Raw genomic sequence first — 19,188 nt, forward strand, 5'->3', positions numbered from 1 at the left:
CCCCAGGTCAGCAGTAATTTTTAATTTGATACGCATTTTACCCTGAAGTTCACTACGGGTCATCGTTTACTTTACAGGGCGTTGCGCCGTAGTATGACGGCTTGTTTCCAGGTTGTTAGCGCGAGAATATGCGATTTTCCAGATTTATCATCGGATTGACCACCAGTATAGCGTTTAGCGTTCAGGCCGCGAATGTTGATGAGTATATCAATCAACTTCCTGCCGGGGCCAACCTCGCGCTGTTGGTGCAGAAAGTGGGCGCCCCTGCGCCACTGATTGACTACCATGGCCAGCAGATGGCGCTACCGGCCAGTACCCAAAAGGTGCTCACCGCGCTGGCAGCGCTGTTGCAGCTCGGGCCTGATTTTCGTTTTACCACCACGCTGGAGAGCAAAGGCAGCATTGATAACGGGACGCTTAAAGGTGACCTGATTGCGCGATTTGGTGGTGATCCTACGCTAAGACGCCAGGATCTTCGCAATATGGTCGCAGCGCTGAAAAAGGCCGGCGTGCAGACCATTGAGGGCAACGTACTGATCGACACCTCGATTTTTGCCAGCCACGATAAAGCGCCCGGCTGGCCATGGAACGACATGACCCAGTGCTTCAGCGCACCGCCAGCCGCCGCCATCGTTGACCGCAACTGCTTCTCGATCTCGCTTTACAGCGCGCAAAAAGCCAACGATCTGGCGTTCATTCGCATCGCCTCTTACTACCCGGTGACCATGTTCAGCCAGGTGCGAACGCTGGCGAAAGGCTCACCGGAGGCACAATACTGCGAGCTGGACGTGGTGCCGGGCGATCTCAACCGCTATACGCTCACCGGCTGTCTGCCACAGCGTGCCGAACCGTTGCCGCTGGCGTTCGCCATTCAGGATGGCGCAAGCTATGCCGGGGCGATTATCAAAGATGAGCTTAAGCAAGCGGGTATCACCTATAGCGGCACCCTGCTGCGCCAGACGCTGGTCAACGAGCCGGGAACGGTGATTGCCAGCAAACAGTCCGCGCCGCTGCACGATCTGCTGAAGATTATGCTGAAGAAATCCGACAACATGATTGCCGACACGGTATTCCGCATGATTGGCCATGCACGCTTTGGTGTGCCCGGTACCTGGCGTGCGGGTTCCGATGCGGTACGGCAGATTCTGCGCCAGCAGGCAGGGGTTGATCTCGGTAATACGATTATCGCCGACGGCTCCGGGCTTTCACGTCATAACCTGATTGCCCCCGCCACTATGATGCAAGCGCTTCAGTACATCGCCCAGCATGATAATGAGCTGAACTTTATCTCGATGCTGCCTCTCGCCGGCCACGACGGTTCACTGCAGTACCGCGCTGGCCTACACCAGGCAGGCGTTGACGGCAAAGTATCGGCAAAAACCGGTTCATTGCAGGGCGTATACAACCTGGCGGGCTTTATCACCACCGCCAGCGGGCAGCGGATGGCCTTCGTGCAGTATCTCTCGGGCTATGCCGTGTCGCCGGCCGATCAGCGTAACCGCCGTATTCCGCTGGTGCGCTTTGAAAGCCGATTGTACAAAGATATTTATCAGAATAACTGAGTGCGCGCTTGCCGGATGGCGACGCTAACGCGTCTTATCCGGCCTACAAGCACATAACAAAACGGGCCGCATTTGCGGCCCGTTGCATATTGTAGGCCGGATAAGCGCAAGCGCCATCCGGCTACGAGGAGATTAACGCTTGTAGATGAACTCAACGCCTTCTTCGTCGTCTTCATCCCAGTCGTCATCCCACTCTTCGTCTTCCGCTTCTGCGGCGACTTCGTCAAGCTGCTGGCGGTGGTAGTCATCCCACATGAACTCGACTTTCTCAGGCTGTTTAGCTTCTTCAGCCTGAGTAATTGGGTTTTCAATGATAAAGTTCATCACATCCCAGCACAGGTCTTTTACGCCAACCTGGCTTGCTGCTGAGATCAGATAGTACTTATCTTCCCAACCCATCGCTTCGGCAATCGCTTTAGCTTTCGCTTCGGCTTCTGCTTTGTCCATGGTGTCGATCTTGTTGAACAGCAGCCAGCGTGGCTTATTCGCCAGCTTCTCGCTGTATTTCTCCAGCTCGCCAATGATAATTTTTGCGTTCTCAGCCGGATCGGAACCGTCAATCGGATCGATATCGATAATGTGCAGCAGCACGCGGCAGCGCTCAAGGTGCTTCAGGAAGCGGATACCGAGGCCAGCGCCTTCGGACGCACCTTCAATCAGCCCCGGGATATCGGCGATCACAAAGCTCTTCTCGTTGTCGACACGCACCACGCCAAGGCTTGGTACCAGCGTGGTAAACGGGTAGTCCGCCACTTTCGGCTTGGCCGCAGACACGGCGCGGATAAAGGTGGATTTACCGGCGTTCGGCATCCCCAGCATCCCCACGTCCGCCAGCAGCATCAGTTCGAGCTGCAGGTCACGTTTATCGCCCGGCGTACCCATGGTCTTTTGACGCGGCGTACGGTTCACGGAAGATTTGAAACGGGTGTTACCCAGACCGTGCCAGCCGCCTTTAGCGACCATCAGACGTTGACCGTGTTTGGTCATATCGCCCATGGTTTCGCCGGTGCCCTGATCGATAACGCGGGTACCCACTGGCACCTTGATGGTGACGTCTTTACCACGTTTACCGGTACAGTCACGGCTCGCGCCGTTCTGACCGCGCTCGGCACGGAAGGATTTTTCGAAACGGTAGTCGATCAGGGTGTTCAGGTTCTCGTCGGCTTCCATCCAGACGTCACCGCCGTCGCCGCCGTCACCGCCGTCCGGGCCACCTTTCGGAATATATTTTTCACGGCGGAAGCTTACGCAACCATTACCGCCATCACCTGCTACGACCAGGATCGTTGCTTCATCAACAAACTTCATTTTACTCTCCGTAAATCATTCGCCTGCGCGGGGTAACGGAACAACCGCTTCACGCTTACGCCACCGCCCCCATAGACGATGACCAATGGCGGAATACATCGCGCCCGCAACCACGACAAACGCACCGAGGTAACCTAAAAGGTTCAACATCGGTCTGGCGAAGAAATCGGGCCAGGCCATTGATAATAAATCTGAAAATAACAGGGTGAACAGGGGAGTCAGCGTAACTAACGCGCTCACCTGCGCCGCCTGCCAGCGCGCCATGGCTTCCGCCAGCGCCCCATAGCCGACCAGTGTGTTCAGACCACAAAAGATCAGACAGGCTAGCTGCCAGTCGCTCAGTTGCCCGATGACACCGGGTTTTGCTAACGGCAGCAGTGCAATTGTACATAAAGTGTACAATAAAAAGAGAATCTGCTGTGAGGCCATCCGTCGCAATAACACCTTTTGCGCGACGCCGTAGCTCACCCAGACCATCGCCGCACCGACACCGAAGATAACGCCCCAGGTGTAATCGGTCAGACGGGTAAAAATTTCAATCAGGCTGGTGTTAAAGAACATCACCAGCCCGCAGATCAGCATGGTCGCGCCGATAATCTGCGTGCCGCGCATCTTTTCTTTGAGGATAAAGACGCTCGCCACCATCATGCCGACGGGCGAGAGCTGGCCAATCACCTGCGACGCCGTCGGGCTGACGTACTGTAGCGAAGAGCTAAACAGCACGAAGTTGCCAAACAGACCGCCGGTGGCAATCAGCAGCAGCACCAGCCAACGCGGGTTGCGAAAAAGCTGCAGAGAGGGCAGCTTGCGCTTCCAGGTCAAAATCAGGCCCAGACCACAGCTGGCCATCAAAAAACGGTAGAACACGACGGTAGGCGGTTCCATGACCTCCAGAACCTGCTTCATCGCAATCGGCAGTGCACCCCAGCATATCGCCGTGGTGAGCGCCAACAGAATACCTATACCCGCCTGTTGCTTCATACCGGATTCTCTAGCGCGACAAACTATCATTTTCCTGGCGTCGAATGTAAAAAGCCCCGCAACGTGTTGCGGGGCTTTTATCCGTTACCGGGACGCGAATAACTTATTCAGCAACGATGCTGATATATTTACGGTTATTCGGACCTTTAACTTCAAATTTCACTTTACCGTCTGCTTTAGCAAACAGAGTGTGGTCTTTGCCGCAACCAACGTTGGAGCCAGCGTGGAATTTGGTACCACGTTGACGAACGATGATGCTACCAGCCAGAACTGTTTCACCGCCGAAGCGTTTTACGCCCAGACGTTTAGCTTCTGAATCGCGACCGTTACGAGTCGAGCCGCCAGCCTTTTTATGTGCCATTTAATCTGCTCCCCTTAACTTAAGCGCTGATGCCAGTGATTTTCACATCAGTGAACCACTGACGATGGCCCTGCTGCTTACGGTAGTGTTTACGACGACGAAACTTAACAATTTTAACTTTCTCGCCACGACCGTGAGCAACAACTTCAGCTTTGATAACGCCGCCATCAACGAAAGGAACGCCGATTTTGACTTCTTCACCGTTTGCGATCATCAGAACTTCAGTGAAATCAACAGATTCACCAGTTGCGATGTCCAGCTTTTCCAGGCGAACGGTCTGACCTTCGCTTACTCGGTGTTGTTTACCACCACTTTGGAAAACCGCGTACATATAAACTCCGCTTCCGCGCACATCTTCGTGTGATTCAGAGTGCGCTATAAATATTCACAATAGGGCGCGAATATTACGCAAAACGCGAGCCTTTGACAAGTGCTACCATCAATAGATGCAGAAAAAAAACACAACGCACACGGCAACGTTTATCTGGCGCGTTTTTTCAGTACAATCGTACTTACAACTCTAACGTAAAACCTTCGTTATCCCGTATGGATAAGTGGTAAACAGGACATTAAGCCCGGCTTTTGCGATGAATTTACAAAAAATCAATGAGTTAACCGCGCAGGATATGGCGGGAGTCAATGCGACGATTCTTGAGCAGCTCAACTCGGACGTCCAGTTGATCAACCAGCTAGGCTATTACATCGTGAGCGGCGGTGGAAAACGGATTCGTCCGATGATCGCCGTGCTGGCCGCCCGCGCCGTTGGCTATCAGGGAAATGCCCATGTCAAAATCGCCGCGCTGATCGAATTTATTCATACCGCAACGCTGCTGCATGACGATGTGGTTGATGAGTCCGATATGCGCCGCGGCAAGGCCACGGCCAATGCCGCCTTTGGCAACGCGGCCAGCGTGCTGGTTGGCGACTTTATCTACACCCGCGCCTTCCAGATGATGACCAGCCTCGGTTCACTGAAGGTGCTGGAAGTCATGTCCGAAGCGGTCAACGTCATTGCCGAAGGCGAAGTCCTTCAGTTGATGAACGTTAACGATCCGGACATCACCGAAGAAAATTACATGCGCGTGATTTATAGCAAAACTGCGCGCCTGTTCGAAGCTGCCGCTCAGTGTTCCGGACTGCTCGCAGGCTGTACGCCAGAGCAGGAAAAAGGTCTGCAGGACTATGGCCGCTACCTGGGCACCGCCTTCCAGCTGATCGACGATCTGCTCGACTACAGCGCCGATGGTGAGACGCTGGGTAAAAACGTTGGCGACGACCTGAATGAAGGCAAACCGACGCTGCCGCTACTGCACGCCATGCGTAACGGTACGCCGGAACAGGCGCAGCTGATTCGCGGTGCCATTGAGCAAGGTAACGGCCGCCATCTGCTGGAGCCGGTGCTGGAAGCTATGGCCGCCAGCGGTTCACTGGAGTGGACCCGCCAGCGCGCCGAAGAAGAAGCCGATAAAGCGATTGCTGCCCTGGCACCGCTGCCTGACTCCCCATGGCGCGACGCGCTCATTGGGCTCGCCCATATTGCCGTTCAGCGCGATCGTTAATCCTTTCCCGCGCATCGCGCGGGAAAGTTCTTAAAAGCATCCAATAACGTCTATTCACGCCTGAAAATTAACGTTTTCCTAATTTTCCATAACTTACACGAACTTTTTAGAATCTTCATGAAAAGCGCGATAAAGTACATTCTTCGCCCAATCTGGCGATTTAAACAGCGCTCTCAGGGAGGAAGTATGGATAAATTTATCGACTGGCATCCGGCGGACATCATCGCCGGGCTACGCAAAAAAGGCACCTCAATGGCCGCAGAATCGCGCAAAAACGGCCTGAGCTCATCAACGTTGGCTAACGTGCTCTCACGCCCCTGGCCAAAGGGAGAAGTGATTATTGCGAAGGTTCTGGAGACGGAACCGTGGGTCATCTGGCCGTCGAGATATCACGACCCGGTGACGCATGAGTTTATCGACAGAACGCAGGCGATGCGCCAGCCAAAGAAGGACACCGCATAAAAAAGCGCCCTCCGGGGTTCCGGAGGGCGCTTCACAACGGCGGGCAGAGATTACTCGCCTTTAACGCGTTCGATGTTTGCGCCTAACGCACGCAGCTTATCTTCAATGCGTTCATAGCCGCGATCGATGTGATAGATACGGTCAACAACGGTGGTGCCCTGAGCAATACAGCCCGCCAGCACGAGGCTTGCGGAAGCACGCAGGTCGGTTGCCATCACCTGAGCGCCGGAGAGCTGCTCAACGCCGTGGCAAATCGCGGTGTTGCTTTCGATTTCCGCGCGTGCGCCCATACGGATCAGTTCCGGAATGTGCATGAAACGGTTTTCGAAGACGGTTTCCGTGATCACGCCGGTCCCTTCCGCCACCATATTCAACAGCGTGAACTGCGCCTGCATGTCGGTCGGAAACGCCGGGTGCGGCGCAGTACGCACGTTCACCGCTTTCGGGCGCTTGCCGTGCATATCAAGGCTAATCCAGTCGTCACCCACTTCAATGTCGGCACCGGCTTCACGCAGCTTGGCCAGCACCGCGTCCAGCGTATCCGGCTGTGCGTTACGGCAGACAATTTTACCGCCGGAGATCGCCGCCGCCACCAGGAAGGTGCCGGTTTCGATACGGTCAGGCAGGACGCGATAAACGCCGCCGCCCAGACGTTTCACGCCTTCGATGGTGATACGGTCGGTACCCTGACCAGATACCTTGGCGCCCATCGCGTTCAGGAAGTTCGCCGTATCGACGATTTCCGGCTCGCGCGCGGCATTTTCAATAATGGTGGTGCCTTCCGCCAGCGTCGCTGCAGTCATGATGGTGACGGTCGCGCCTACGCTGACCATATCCATAACGATATGCGCGCCTTTCAGACGACCGTTGACGGACGCTTTGACGTAGCCCTCTTCCAGCTTAATTTCCGCGCCCAGCTGTTCAAGACCAGAGATGTGCAGATCGACCGGACGCGCGCCGATGGTGCAACCGCCCGGCAGCGAAACCTGACCCTGACCGAAACGCGCCACCAGCGGGCCCAGCGCCCAGATAGACGCACGCATGGTTTTAACCAGCTCGTAAGGGGCACAGAACACGTTAACCGAGCTGGCGTCAATCCATACGGAACCGTTGCGTTCAACCTTCGCACCCAGCTGCGTCAGCAGCTTCATGGAGGTATCCACGTCTTTCAGCTTCGGTACGTTCTGGATCTCTACCGGGTCTTCAGCCAGCAGTGCGGCAAAAAGAATCGGCAGGGCAGCATTTTTGGCACCGCTAATGGTGACCTCACCCTGAAGGCGAGTTGGCCCCTGCACACGAAATTTATCCATCAAATCTTATCTCTGTTAAGTATTCACGTTCGCCACCGGAAAAGTGTTCACACTTTTCCCATGGCTCAAAAGCCGTTGAGTTTGCGATCGCGCGCCCATTCTTGCGGGGTATACGCTTTGATCGACAGGGCATGAATGCGGTTGTCCGCAAGGTACTCCATCAGCGGGCCATAGATAGTCTGCTGCTTCTTAACCCGGCTCATGCCATCAAACATCTCACCCACGGCAATCACCTGGAAGTGGCTACCGTCGCCAGAAACGAGAACTTCCTGAAGGGAGAGTGCATTCATCAGCACGGTCTGAATTTCATTATTTTCCATAGGTTCACATTTCATTTGAGAGTGAAAACAGCCCCACATCTTAGAGGAAAGTGGCGCAGTCTTAAACAAGCAAAAAGCCCCATCGTTAAGATTGATGGGGCTTTAGGAGTATTGGAAACAATAACGTGCTGAAATTTTTAAGGGATCATATCTTCAGGTAGATTATACAACCCTTTCAGCGTCGCCACTTTTTCGCTTACGCCCTCCAGCGTCACCTTGCGTCCCTGAGAGCGAATCAGATCGACCAGGTGCACCAACAGGGCCAGACCGGCGGTATCGACGCGGCGAAGATCGCTGAGGTCTATCACCGACACGCCCTGCGTCGCCTCGTTTCTGGCCTCCCATAGCGGCACCAGAAAGTCCTGATCCAGTTCGCCGTGCAGCGCAAGGCGTTCACCTTCGCGCGTCCAGCTCAGCGATTCGGCCATTATTTTTTCTGTTCCAGGGTAATCGGCTGCGCAGAGATGGATTTCAGCTGCGCGGTCAGGCCGTCAATGCCTTTAGTACGCAGCAGGTCGCTCCATTCGTTCTGCTTGGTGGTGATCATGCTCACCCCTTCCGCAATCATATCAAACGCCTGCCAGTTACCCGTCTGGGTATTTTTACGCCACTGGAAGTCCAGTCGTACCGGCGGGCGGCCGTTCGGATCGATGATGGTAACGCGGATAGGCAAAATGCTCGCATCGCCCAGAGGCTGTTCCGGCGCAATCTGGTAGGTCTGACCGTGGTACATCGCCAGCGCCTGGCCGTACGCCTGTTTCAGGTATTCACGGAAAGCAGCGAAGTAGGCTTCGCGCTGCGCCGGGGTCGCATCTTTGTAGTAACGGCCCAGCACCAGCGCACCGGCATATTTTACCTGCACATACGGCAGCAGTTCCTGATCGACTACCTCACGCAGGTAGTTCGGATTAGCGCGAATTTTAGGCTGCTCATTCTTCAGGCGATCGAATGTTTTCTGCGCCGCTTCGTTCATCAGCTTGTAAGGGTTAGATTGGTCCGCCGCCGTCGCCGCCGTTAACGGTGCAATCACCAGCATGGCGACCATCAGTAAACGTTTAAACATATCGAGTATCTCCTGAGATTAATTCGTCGCGCCAGTTGCCGGCGTCGCCGTATCAGTATGTCCATCTGTGGATGCCGGCGCATCGCCTGAATTCTTATTGTCGCCACCTTTGCTGTTGTAAAGGAACTGCCCAATAAGATCTTCCAGCACCATCGCTGATTTGGTGTCCTGAATGACGCCGCCGTCTTTAAGAATAGACGTTCCCAGCTCTGGGTCTTCAAAACCCACGTTCAGCGCCAGATACTGCTCGCCCAGCAGGCCCGAAGTTCGAATCGCCAGCGAACTGGTATCGGGGATGTGGTTGTAGCGATCTTCAATATCAATAGCCACGCGGGGTAAGTAGGTTTTCGGGTCCAGACTAATATCGGCCACCCGGCCAATGACCACGCCGCCAATCCGCACCGGCGAACGTGCCTTCAGGCCGCCGATGTTATCGAAGGTGGCGTAAATGCGGTAGGTTGGCTCTGATTTTATGGACGACACGTCCGCCGCCTTCAGGCAGACAAACAGCGCCGCCAGCAGGGCCACCAGCAGAAAAATACCGACCCAGATTTCACTCTTTTTCGTTTGCATTCACTCAATTCCCAAACATCAGTGCCGTCAGCACAAAGTCCAGCCCAAGAACCGCCAGCGACGCATGCACCACGGTACGGGTGGTCGCCCGGCTGATTCCGGCAGAAGTGGGGATCGCATCGTAACCGTTAAATAACGCAATCCATGTCACCGTAATGGCGAAAACCAGGCTCTTAATCAGGCAGTTCACCAGATCGAGACGCCAGTCCACCGCATTTTGCATTGCCGACCAGAAGAACCCGGCATCAATGCCTTTCCAGCTTACGCCCACCAGCGAACCGCCCCAGATGCCCACCGCCACAAAGATAATCGTCAGCAGCGGCAGCGAGATCACCCCCGCCCAGAAGCGCGGCGAGATGACCCGACGCAGCGGATCCACCGCCATCATCTCCATACTGGAGAGCTGTTCGGTGGCACGCATCAGGCCAATTTCCGCCGTTAGCGCTGAACCGGCACGGCCGGCAAACAGCAGCGCGGCGACAACCGGCCCCAGCTCGCGCAGCAGCGACAGCGCGACCAGCATACCGAGACTGGTCTCTGCGCTGTAGGTGGTCAGCACCAGATAGCCCTGCAGGCCCAGCACCATGCCGATAAATACGCCCGACACAATGATGATAACCATAGACAGCACGCCGACGTTATACAGCTGGCGCACCAGCAACGGCGCGTGCTTGCGGAACTCCGGCTTGCCAACGATGGCATTGAACAACATTAACCCGGCTCGCCCGAACGTCGCGATGGTCTTGATCCCGCGATGTCCAAGCGCTGCCAGTGCATTTAACAGCATGAGTCGATTAACTCCCTGTGCCGATGAGGTCGCGGCGATAGTCGCCCGCAGGGAAACGGAACGGCACCGGGCCGTCGGCGATCCCGTCGAGGAACTGACGCACTCGAGGATCGTCGTTTTCCTGCAACGAAGTGGCGCTGCCGTGAGCGATGATTTTGCGATCCGCCATGATATAGGCAAAATCAGCAATACTCAGCACTTCCGGCACGTCGTGGGAAACCACAATACAGGTGACACCCAATGCGCTGTTGAGTTCAGAAATCAGCTTCACCAGCACGCCCATGGTGATCGGATCCTGGCCGACGAAAGGCTCATCGAACATGATCAGATCCGGCTCCAGGGCAATCGCCCTGGCCAGCGCAGCGCGCCTGGCCATCCCGCCGGAAAGCTCGGATGGCATCAGTTTCGCCGCCCCGCGCAGGCCAACGGCCTCCAGCTTCATCATCACCGTACTTTTTAATAACGGCGCGGGCAGCTGGGTGTGCTCGCGGATCGGGTACGCCACGTTGTCAAACACGTTCATGTCGGTAAACAGCGCACCGGACTGAAACAGCATACTCATCCGTTTACGGACAGTATAAAGACGGGAACGCGACATGTGCGGCACGTTCTCGCCATCAAAGAGGATCTCTCCGCTGTCCGGGGGAATTTGCCCGCCGATCAGGCGCAGCAGCGTGGTCTTGCCAATCCCCGACGGCCCCATAATCGCGGTAATTTTTCCGCGCGGCACCGACAGCGAGATATTGTCGAAGATCACCCGACTGCCACGGCTGAACGTGACGTCGCGCATATCGACCAAATTCTCGATAGTGTGGCTCATAGGCTTACCTTTCCAGGTCCTTAAGGGGAATCATTTCCCACTCGATTGCGCATTCTTACAGAATCCTAGCCGCACGGGTTAACGAAATCTGGCATTTGTTTTACTTTTACGGCTCATAAAGTCAAAATTAAGAATTCGTTACGTCCAGACGTGCGGACCGACGATTATACCTGAAGAAAGGACTTTAGATGCTCTTAGCCACGGCTCTGTTAATTATTGGTTTACTTCTGGTGGTCTACAGCGCCGATCGCCTTGTGTACTCCGCCTCCATTCTGTGCCGTGCTCTGGGCGTTCCTCCGCTGATTATCGGTATGACCGTGGTCAGCATCGGTACTTCGCTGCCGGAAATCATCGTCTCCGCCGCCGCCTCGTTGCATGGCCAGGTTGACGTCGCCGTTGGCACCGCCATCGGATCCAATATCGTCAATATCCTGCTGATCCTCGGCCTGACCGCGTTGTTCCACCCTTTTACCGTGCATTCTGATATCCTGCGCCGCGAAATACCGCTAATGTTGGTCGTGAGCCTGCTGGCCGGGTATGTTCTCTATGATGGCGAACTCTCGCGGTTTGACGGTATCTTTCTCATCGTTCTGGCGGCGCTATGGCTGCTGTTTATCATTAAGATAGCGCGCCTGGCCGAACGTCAGGGCAATGATAAATTTACGCAGGAGCAGTTGGCCGAGCTGCCGCGCGACGGTTCGCTCCCCGTCGCCTGCTTATGGCTTGGCGTTGCGCTGATTATTATGCCGATGGCAACCCGAATGGTGATTGATAACGCCACGGTGCTGGCGAACTTTTTTGCCATGAGCGAACTGACCATTGGTCTGACGATCATTGCACTCGGCACCAGCCTGCCGGAGCTGGCAACCGCCATCGCCGGCGTGCGCAAAGGTGAAAATGATATTGCGGTCGGTAATATCATCGGCTCGAATTTCTTTAATATCGCTATCGTTCTGGGCATCCCCGCCCTTATCGCACCGGGGTCGTTTAACCCGCTCGCGTTTACCCGGGACTATGGCGTAATGGTTGTGGTGAGCGTGGTCTTCGCCCTCCTGTGCTGGCGTCGACGCCAGATAGGCCGCGGCGCGGGCTTACTGTTGATCGGCGGGTTTGTTGCGTGGCTGGCGCTGCTCTATGGGGCAATGCCGCTCTTCATCGAATGAATCGGGATAACACTATGTCGCAAATAGATTTGCAGCCAAATTTCGACTTCCAGCAGGCCGGAAGAGACGTTCTGGCGATTGAACGGGAAGGGCTGGAACAGCTCGATCAATACATTAACCAGGATTTCAGCGACGCCTGCGAGAAGATCTTCTACTGCACCGGCAAAGTTGTGGTCATGGGGATGGGGAAATCAGGCCACATCGGCCGCAAAATGGCGGCCACCTTCGCCAGCACCGGCACCTCTGCCTTCTTCGTCCATCCCGGCGAAGCGGCGCACGGCGATTTGGGCATGGTCACGCCGCAGGATGTGGTTATCGCGCTGTCTAACTCCGGCGAATCAAACGAAATTCTGGCGCTCATTCCGGTACTTAAACGCCTGCGTGTGCCGCTGATTTGCCTCACCAGCCGCCCGGATAGCAGCATGGGCCGCGCGGCGGATATTCACCTGTGCGTGAAGGTGCCGCGAGAAGCCTGTCCGCTCGGGCTGGCGCCGACGTCCAGCACCACCGCTGCGCTGGTGATGGGCGATGCGCTGGCCGTCGCGTTGCTCAAGGCCCGCGGGTTTACCGCCGAAGATTTTGCTCTCTCGCACCCCGGCGGCGCACTGGGTCGCAAGCTTCTCCTGCGCGTTAACGATATTATGCATACTGGCGATGAAATTCCGCACGTCAGTCCGGACGCATCGCTGCGCGATGCGCTGCTGGAAATTACCCGCAAGAATCTGGGGATGACGGCCATCTGCGACGACAATATGCAGATTAAAGGTATTTTCACCGACGGCGACCTGCGACGCATTTTCGACAATGGCGTCGACGTGCGCAGCCTCGGCATTGCCGACGTCATGACGCCGGGCGGTATCCGCATTCGTCCGGGTATCCTGGCGGTCGACGCGCTGAACCTGATGCAATCACGTCATATCACCTGCGTGCTGGTTGCCGATGGCGACCATCTGCTAGGTGTGATACATATGCACGACCTACTGCGCGCAGGCGTAGTGTAATCAAGGATATAAATAATGAGTAATGCTGTCGCATCGGTCGCTACCTGCTACGGGCCGGTGAGTCCACAATTTATCGCGAAGGCGGAGAAAATCCGCCTGCTGATCCTCGACGTCGATGGAGTGCTGTCCGATGGTCTTATCTACATGGGCAACAACGGCGAAGAGTTGAAGGCCTTCAACGTTCGCGATGGTTACGGCGTACGCTGTGCCCTTACCTCCGACATCGAAGTGGCGATTATTACCGGGCGAAAAGCTAAACTGTTAGAAGACCGCTGCGCGACGCTCGGCATCACGCATCTCTATCAGGGTCAGTCGGATAAGCTCATTGCCTACCGTGAACTGCTGGCGAAGCTTGACCTTCAGCCAGAGGAAGTGGCCTACGTGGGCGACGATCTGATCGACTGGCCGGTCATGGCAGAAGTCGGTCTCAGCGTCGCGGTAGCGGACGCGCACCCGCTGCTGCCACCGCGCGCTGATTACGTCACGCGTATTGCAGGAGGCCGCGGCGCGGTTCGTGAAGTCTGCGATCTGCTGCTGCTGGCGCAAGGGAAGCTGGACGAAGCCAAAGGGCAATCCATATGAGTAAAACCAGACGTTGGGTTATCATTCTGCTATCGCTGGTGGCGCTTGTCCTGATCGGCCTTAATCTTGCCGATAAAGAAGACAGCGGCCCGGTGACAACAAACGCTGGCGATCCAACTTATAAAAGCGAGCATACCGATACGGTGGTGTACAGCCCCGAAGGCGCGCTCTCCTACCGGTTAATTGCCGAACACGTGGAGTATTTTTCCGATCAGAGTCTGTCGTGGTTTACTCGCCCCGTACTGACAACATTTGACGCCGCCAAGGTGCCAACCTGGTCGATTAAAGCCGATAAAGCGAAGCTGACCAACGACCGCATGCTGTACCTCTACGGGCACGTTGAAATCAACGCGCTGACAGAAGACGCACAACTGCGTAAGATTACGACGGATAATGCCCAGGTAAACCTGATAACTCAGGATGTTTCCTCTGACGATCTGGTGACGTTATACGGCACAACATTTAATTCCAGCGGCCTGAAAATGCGCGGCAATTTACGCAGCAAAAACGCCGAGCTGATTGAAAAGGTTAGAACCTCTTATGAAATTCAGAACAAACAAACTCAGCCTTAAGCTGGCGCTCGTCGCTTCTCTGCTGGCCGCTAGCCTGCCGGCCATGGCGGTGACCGGCGATACCAATCAACCGATTCACATTGAATCCGATCAGCAGTCGTTGGATATGCAGGGCAACGTCGTGACCTTTACCGGCAACGTCGTCGTCACCCAGGGCACAATCAAAATTAACGCTGACAAAGTGGTCGTGACCCGCCCTGCGAATCAGCAGGGTAAAGAAGTTATTGAAGGCTACGGCAATCCGGCCACCTTCTACCAGATGCAGGACAACGGCAAACCGGTGAAAGGCCATGCGTCGAAAATGCGCTATGAGCTGGCGAACGACTTCGTGGTGCTGACCGGCAACGCTTACCTTGAGCAGCTCGACAGCAACATCAAGGGCGACAAGATCACGTACCTGGTCAAGGAACAGAAAATGCAGGCGTTTAGCGATAAAGGCAAACGCGTGACCACCGTTCTGGTGCCATCCCAGCTGCAGGACAAGTCCAAAGATCAGGCTCCGGCACAGAAGAAGAGTAACTAATCCGTTATGGCGACATTAACTGCAAAAAATCTGGCGAAGGCCTACAAAGGCCGCCGCGTAGTGGAAGATGTCAGTCTGACCGTGAATTCCGGTGAGATTGTGGGTCTGCTTGGGCCAAACGGCGCGGGTAAAACCACCACCTTCTACATGGTGGTTGGGATCGTGCCGCGCGACGCGGGCAATATCATCATTGATGACGAAGACATCAGCCTGCTGCCGCTGCACGCGCGCGCGCGCCGGGGTATCGGCTATCTGCCGCAGGAAGCCTCTATTTTCCGCCGTCTGAGCGTTTACGATAACCTGATGGCTGTGCTGCAAATCCGCGACGATCTGAGCAACGAACAGCGTGAAGACCGTGCTAAAGAGCTGATGGAAGAGTTCCACATCGAGCATCTGCGCGACAGTCTGGGCCAGGCGCTATCCGGCGGGGAACGCCGCCGCGTCGAAATCGCCCGCGCGCTGGCGGCAAACCCGAAATTTATCCTGCTGGATGAACCGTTTGCCGGCGTAGACCCGATTTCGGTTATCGACATTAAACGTATTATCGAACACCTGCGCGACAGCGGCCTTGGCGTACTGATTACCGACCACAACGTCCGTGAAACGCTGGCGGTGTGTGAACGCGCTTATATCGTCAGCCAGGGGCATCTGATTGCCCACGGTACCCCTCAGGAGATCCTACAAGACGAACATGTTAAACGCGTGTATCTTGGGGAAGACTTCAGACTCTGATAGGGTAGTGGTTAACGACGTTAGCGGGAGATATTCGTTCTGAACATGAAGCAAGGTTTGCAATTAAGGCTCAGCCAACAGCTTGCCATGACGCCACAGCTGCAGCAGGCTATTCGTCTGCTGCAGCTGTCTACGCTGGAACTTCAGCAGGAACTCCAGCAGGCGCTGGAGAGCAACCCCCTGCTCGAGCAAACCGATCTTCACGAAGAAGTAGAAACTCAGGAAGCCACCGATCACGAAACGCTGGACAGCGTTGACGCGCTGGAAAAGCCCGATATGCCCGAAGAGCTGCCGCTTGACGCCAGCTGGGACGAGATCTATACCGCCGGGACGCCTTCCGGCACCGGGGCCGACTACCAGGACGACGAGCTGCCGGTTTACCAGGGCGAAACAACCCAGTCGCTGCAGGATTACCTGATGTGGCAGGTTGAACTGACGCCGTTTACCGATACCGATCGCGCCATCGCCACCTCCATCGTCGACGCGGTGGACGACACCGGCTACCTCACCGTTTCCGTGGAAGATATTCGCGAAAGCATCGGCGACGACGAGATTGGCCTCGATGAAGTGGAAGCGGTGTTGAAGCGCATCCAGCGCTTCGATCCGGTAGGCGTCGCCGCCAAAGATCTCCGCGACTGTTTGCTGATCCAGCTTTCCCAGTTCTCACCTACGACGCCGCGTCTTGATGAAGCTCGCCTGATCATCAGTGAGCATCTGGATCTGCTCGCCAACCATGACTTCCGTTCGCTGATGCGCGTCACGCGGCTGAAAGAAGACGTGCTGAAAGAAGCGGTCGATCTGATCCAGTCATTAGATCCGCGCCCCGGCCAATCGATCCAGACCGGTGAACCTGAATACGTCATTCCTGACGTGCTGGTGCGTAAGGTGAACGATCGCTGGGTGGTTGAACTGAACGCCGACAGCATCCCGCGTCTGCAGATTAACCAGCACTATGCTGGCATGTGCAATAACGCCCGCAACGACGCCGACAGCCAGTTTATCCGCAGCAACCTGCAGGAAGCGAAGTGGCTGATTAAGAGTCTGGAAAGCCGCAACGACACGCTGCTGCGTGTCAGCCGCTGCATCGTTGAACAGCAGCAGGCCTTTTTCGATCTTGGCGAAGAGTATATGAAACCGATGGTGCTGGCGGACATCGCCCAGACCGTCGAAATGCACGAGTCCACGATTTCGCGTGTTACCACGCAGAAGTATTTGCATAGCCCACGGGGCATTTTCGAGCTTAAGTATTTCTTCTCCAGCCACGTCAGCACCGAGGGCGGCGGCGAAGCCTCGTCCACGGCGATTCGTGCACTGGTGAAGAAATTGATTGCCGCGGAGAATCCCGCAAAACCACTGAGCGACAGTAAACTAACCACCATGCTCTCTGAACAGGGTATCATGGTGGCACGGCGCACCGTTGCAAAGTACCGAGAGTCTTTATCCATTCCGCCGTCTAACCAGCGTAAACAGCTGGTCTGACACTACTGATAAGGAAGACACTATGCAGCTCAACATCACTGGACACAACGTCGAAATTACCGAGCCAATGCGCGAATTCGTGAATGCGAAATTCAGCAAGCTGGAACAATTCTTCGAGAGGATCAATCAGGTCCATATTGTGTTAAAAGTGGAGAAATTGACGCACATCTCGGATGCTACACTGCACGTTAACGGGGGCGAACTTCATGCCAGCGCGGAAGGGCAGGATATGTACGCCGCTATCGACGGTTTAATCGATAAACTGGCGAGACAGTTAAACAAGCACAAAGATAAACTAAAACAACATTGATTGTCCGAGCAGCCGCCCGATATGCCCGGCATATCGGGCGGCGCTTAGGTGAAATTATGACAAATAACGATTCGGCTCTACAACTGAGCAATGTCCTTAACCAGGAATGTACCCGCAGTGCAGTACACTGCCAGAGTAAAAAACGCGCGCTTGAGATCATCAGCGAGCTGGCGGCTAAACAACTTAGCCTGCCGCCGCAGGTGGTGTTTGAAGCCATTCTGACCCGTGAAAAAATGGGCAGTACCGGCATCGGTAACGGTATCGCGATCCCGCACGGCAAGCTGGAAGAAGATACGCTGCGCGCCGTCGGCGTGTTTGTGCAGTTGGAAACGCCAATCGCCTTCGACGCCATCGACAACCAGCCGGTCGATTTACTCTTTGCGCTACTGGTGCCGGCAGACCAGACCAAAACCCACCTGCATACGCTTTCCCTGGTGGCAAAACGTCTGGCGGATAAAACCATTTGTCGCCGCCTGCGCGCCGCGCAGAGCGACGAAGAGCTGTATCAAATCATCACCGATACGGAAACCCACGATGATGCATAATGGACATCACATCGTACTGAGGAGAAACGGTACATGGTACTGATGATCGTCAGCGGCCGCTCTGGCTCGGGAAAATCAGTGGCCCTGAGGGCGCTGGAAGATATGGGCTTCTACTGCGTGGATAACCTGCCGGTGGTGCTGCTGCCGGAACTGGCGAAAACGCTGGCTGACCGCGAGATATCGGCCGCCGTCAGCATTGACGTGCGTAACATGCCCGAAACGCCGGAAATCTTCGAACGTGCAATGGAGAACCTGCCGGACAACTTCTCCCCGCAGCTTCTGTTCCTCGATGCCGATCGCAATACGCTGATTCGTCGCTACAGCGACACCCGTCGTCTGCACCCCCTCTCAAGTAAGAATCTGTCGCTGGAAAGCGCCATTGATGAAGAGAGCAACCTGCTGGAGCCGCTGCGCTCTCGCGCCGATCTGATCGTCGATACCTCCGAGATGTCCGTTCACGAGCTGGCGGAAATGCTGCGTACCCGTCTTCTGGGTAAACGCGAGCGTGAGCTGACGATGGTATTTGAATCCTTCGGCTTCAAGCACGGTATCCCTATCGACGCCGATTACGTTTTCGACGTGCGCTTCCTGCCGAACCCGCACTGGGATCCGAAGCTGCGTCCGATGACCGGCCTCGACAAACCGGTCGCCGCGTTCCTCGACAGGCACACCGAGGTTCACAACTTTATTTACCAGACCCGCAGCTATCTTGAGCTATGGTTACCTATGCTGGAAACCAACAACCGTAGCTATCTGACGGTGGCCATTGGTTGTACCGGCGGTAAACACCGTTCGGTTTACGTTGCCGAACAGCTGGCTGACTACTTCCGCTCACGCGGTAAGAACGTGCAGTCTCGTCATCGGACGCTGGAAAAACGCAAATCATGACCGTAAAACAGACCGTTGAAATCACTAATAAGCTGGGCATGCACGCTCGCCCGGCGATGAAGCTGTTTGAGCTGATGCAGGATTTTGACGCGGAAGTCTTGCTGCGTAATGACGAAGGCACCGAAGCGGAAGCCAACAGCGTGATTGCGCTGCTGATGCTCGACTCCGCCAAGGGTCGCCAGATTGAGGTTGAAGCCACCGGCCCACAGGAAGTGGAAGCGCTGGCGGCGGTGATTGCGCTGTTTAACGCCGGGTTTGACGAAGACTAGTCTCGTAGGCCGGATAAG

At 55.6% G+C, this 19,188-nt stretch carries 25 protein-coding genes; 14 read left to right on the forward strand and 11 right to left on the reverse strand.

Annotated elements, in window-relative coordinates:
• Window positions 1–128: 128 nt before the first annotated feature.
• Window positions 129–1,562 (forward strand): serine-type D-Ala-D-Ala carboxypeptidase, encoded by a 1,434-nt coding sequence (gene dacB, locus V6942_RS11730; RefSeq protein WP_106927242.1) that lies wholly within the window; start codon window positions 129–131, stop codon window positions 1,560–1,562.
• A 132-nt stretch (window positions 1,563–1,694) separates the two neighbouring features.
• Here the strand turns inward: dacB and cgtA are convergent, their stop codons facing one another.
• The 4 genes from cgtA to rplU all read right to left on the reverse strand — a co-directional run bounded on the left by cgtA (window position 1,695) and on the right by rplU (window position 4,543).
• Window positions 1,695–2,870 (reverse strand): Obg family GTPase CgtA, encoded by a 1,176-nt coding sequence (cgtA, locus tag V6942_RS11735; protein WP_106927244.1) that lies wholly within the window; start codon window positions 2,868–2,870, stop codon window positions 1,695–1,697.
• Window positions 2,871–2,885: 15 nt separating this feature from the next.
• Window positions 2,886–3,851, reverse strand: a complete 966-nt coding sequence (locus V6942_RS11740; protein WP_106927246.1) for a DMT family transporter — start codon at window positions 3,849–3,851, stop codon at window positions 2,886–2,888.
• A gap of 103 nt (window positions 3,852–3,954) precedes the next feature.
• Complete coding sequence (gene rpmA, locus V6942_RS11745; RefSeq protein WP_064541895.1) at window positions 3,955–4,212, reverse strand: 50S ribosomal protein L27; 258 nt, start codon at window positions 4,210–4,212, stop codon at window positions 3,955–3,957.
• A 19-nt stretch (window positions 4,213–4,231) separates the two neighbouring features.
• On the reverse strand, window positions 4,232–4,543 hold the full coding sequence (gene rplU, locus V6942_RS11750; protein WP_106927248.1) for a 50S ribosomal protein L21: 312 nt from the start codon (window positions 4,541–4,543) through the stop codon (window positions 4,232–4,234).
• 256 nt (window positions 4,544–4,799) lie between these two features.
• Here rplU and ispB point away from each other — a divergent pair, with 256 nt between their 5' ends.
• Both ispB and sfsB read left to right on the forward strand, forming a co-directional pair.
• Entirely contained in the window at window positions 4,800–5,771 is a 972-nt protein-coding gene (gene ispB, locus V6942_RS11755; RefSeq protein ID WP_106927250.1) for an octaprenyl diphosphate synthase, read from the forward strand.
• Between the two features lie 186 nt (window positions 5,772–5,957).
• Window positions 5,958–6,233 (forward strand): DNA-binding transcriptional regulator SfsB, encoded by a 276-nt coding sequence (sfsB, locus tag V6942_RS11760; RefSeq protein WP_106927252.1) that lies wholly within the window; start codon window positions 5,958–5,960, stop codon window positions 6,231–6,233.
• Between the two features lie 50 nt (window positions 6,234–6,283).
• Here the strand turns inward: sfsB and murA are convergent, their stop codons facing one another.
• The 7 genes from murA to mlaF all read right to left on the reverse strand — a co-directional run bounded on the left by murA (window position 6,284) and on the right by mlaF (window position 11,106).
• Window positions 6,284–7,543, reverse strand: coding sequence for a UDP-N-acetylglucosamine 1-carboxyvinyltransferase (gene murA, locus V6942_RS11765; protein ID WP_106927254.1), 1,260 nt, complete (start codon window positions 7,541–7,543; stop codon window positions 6,284–6,286).
• 65 nt (window positions 7,544–7,608) lie between these two features.
• Window positions 7,609–7,863, reverse strand: a complete 255-nt coding sequence (gene ibaG / locus V6942_RS11770; RefSeq protein ID WP_035891140.1) for a BolA family iron metabolism protein IbaG — start codon at window positions 7,861–7,863, stop codon at window positions 7,609–7,611.
• Between the two features lie 137 nt (window positions 7,864–8,000).
• Complete coding sequence (gene mlaB, locus V6942_RS11775) at window positions 8,001–8,291, reverse strand: lipid asymmetry maintenance protein MlaB (protein WP_106927258.1); 291 nt, start codon at window positions 8,289–8,291, stop codon at window positions 8,001–8,003.
• Window positions 8,291–8,926, reverse strand: a complete 636-nt coding sequence (gene mlaC / locus V6942_RS11780; protein ID WP_106927260.1) for a phospholipid-binding protein MlaC — start codon at window positions 8,924–8,926, stop codon at window positions 8,291–8,293. The genes mlaB and mlaC overlap by 1 nt, the downstream gene beginning before the upstream one ends.
• An 18-nt stretch (window positions 8,927–8,944) precedes the next feature.
• The gene (gene mlaD / locus V6942_RS11785) at window positions 8,945–9,499 is read right to left on the reverse strand and encodes an outer membrane lipid asymmetry maintenance protein MlaD (protein WP_106927262.1); all 555 of its coding nucleotides are present in this window, start codon (window positions 9,497–9,499) and stop codon (window positions 8,945–8,947) included.
• 4 nt (window positions 9,500–9,503) lie between these two features.
• Complete coding sequence (gene mlaE / locus V6942_RS11790; RefSeq protein WP_106927265.1) at window positions 9,504–10,286, reverse strand: lipid asymmetry maintenance ABC transporter permease subunit MlaE; 783 nt, start codon at window positions 10,284–10,286, stop codon at window positions 9,504–9,506.
• A gap of 7 nt (window positions 10,287–10,293) precedes the next feature.
• A complete protein-coding gene (gene mlaF / locus V6942_RS11795; protein WP_106927267.1) occupies window positions 10,294–11,106 on the reverse strand; it encodes a phospholipid ABC transporter ATP-binding protein MlaF in 813 nt (270 codons plus the stop codon).
• 188 nt (window positions 11,107–11,294) lie between these two features.
• Between mlaF and V6942_RS11800 the strand changes: the two genes are divergently transcribed.
• Genes V6942_RS11800 through npr form a run of 11 tightly spaced genes read left to right on the forward strand, consistent with a single transcriptional unit; the run spans window position 11,295 to window position 19,170 of the window.
• Window positions 11,295–12,269, forward strand: a complete 975-nt coding sequence (locus tag V6942_RS11800; protein WP_106927269.1) for a calcium/sodium antiporter — start codon at window positions 11,295–11,297, stop codon at window positions 12,267–12,269.
• 14 nt (window positions 12,270–12,283) lie between these two features.
• On the forward strand, window positions 12,284–13,270 hold the full coding sequence (gene kdsD, locus V6942_RS11805; protein ID WP_182934588.1) for an arabinose-5-phosphate isomerase KdsD: 987 nt from the start codon (window positions 12,284–12,286) through the stop codon (window positions 13,268–13,270).
• Window positions 13,271–13,285: 15 nt separating this feature from the next.
• The gene (gene kdsC / locus V6942_RS11810) at window positions 13,286–13,852 is read left to right on the forward strand and encodes a 3-deoxy-manno-octulosonate-8-phosphatase KdsC (RefSeq protein ID WP_106927273.1); all 567 of its coding nucleotides are present in this window, start codon (window positions 13,286–13,288) and stop codon (window positions 13,850–13,852) included.
• Entirely contained in the window at window positions 13,849–14,424 is a 576-nt protein-coding gene (gene lptC / locus V6942_RS11815; RefSeq protein WP_106927275.1) for an LPS export ABC transporter periplasmic protein LptC, read from the forward strand. The genes kdsC and lptC overlap by 4 nt, the downstream gene beginning before the upstream one ends.
• Window positions 14,393–14,947, forward strand: a complete 555-nt coding sequence (gene lptA, locus V6942_RS11820; RefSeq protein ID WP_106927277.1) for a lipopolysaccharide ABC transporter substrate-binding protein LptA — start codon at window positions 14,393–14,395, stop codon at window positions 14,945–14,947. The genes lptC and lptA overlap by 32 nt, the downstream gene beginning before the upstream one ends.
• A gap of 6 nt (window positions 14,948–14,953) precedes the next feature.
• The gene (lptB, locus tag V6942_RS11825; RefSeq protein ID WP_035891167.1) at window positions 14,954–15,679 is read left to right on the forward strand and encodes an LPS export ABC transporter ATP-binding protein; all 726 of its coding nucleotides are present in this window, start codon (window positions 14,954–14,956) and stop codon (window positions 15,677–15,679) included.
• A gap of 45 nt (window positions 15,680–15,724) precedes the next feature.
• Window positions 15,725–17,158 carry an RNA polymerase factor sigma-54 gene (gene rpoN / locus V6942_RS11830; RefSeq protein WP_106927279.1) on the forward strand — a complete coding sequence of 478 codons (1,434 nt, stop codon included), beginning with the start codon at window positions 15,725–15,727 and terminating at the stop codon, window positions 17,156–17,158.
• A 22-nt stretch (window positions 17,159–17,180) separates the two neighbouring features.
• Window positions 17,181–17,468 (forward strand): ribosome hibernation promoting factor, encoded by a 288-nt coding sequence (gene hpf, locus V6942_RS11835; protein WP_106927280.1) that lies wholly within the window; start codon window positions 17,181–17,183, stop codon window positions 17,466–17,468.
• Window positions 17,469–17,524: 56 nt separating this feature from the next.
• Complete coding sequence (gene ptsN / locus V6942_RS11840; protein ID WP_035891171.1) at window positions 17,525–18,013, forward strand: PTS IIA-like nitrogen regulatory protein PtsN; 489 nt, start codon at window positions 17,525–17,527, stop codon at window positions 18,011–18,013.
• 33 nt (window positions 18,014–18,046) lie between these two features.
• A complete protein-coding gene (rapZ, locus tag V6942_RS11845) occupies window positions 18,047–18,901 on the forward strand; it encodes an RNase adapter RapZ (protein ID WP_106927282.1) in 855 nt (284 codons plus the stop codon).
• The gene (gene npr / locus V6942_RS11850) at window positions 18,898–19,170 is read left to right on the forward strand and encodes a PTS phosphocarrier protein NPr (protein ID WP_052283608.1); all 273 of its coding nucleotides are present in this window, start codon (window positions 18,898–18,900) and stop codon (window positions 19,168–19,170) included. The genes rapZ and npr overlap by 4 nt, the downstream gene beginning before the upstream one ends.
• Window positions 19,171–19,188 lie beyond the last annotated feature (18 nt).

It is taken from the genome of Kluyvera genomosp. 2 (assembly GCF_036759865.1).
In the GTDB taxonomy this organism is placed as follows: domain Bacteria; phylum Pseudomonadota; class Gammaproteobacteria; order Enterobacterales; family Enterobacteriaceae; genus Kluyvera; species Kluyvera ascorbata_B.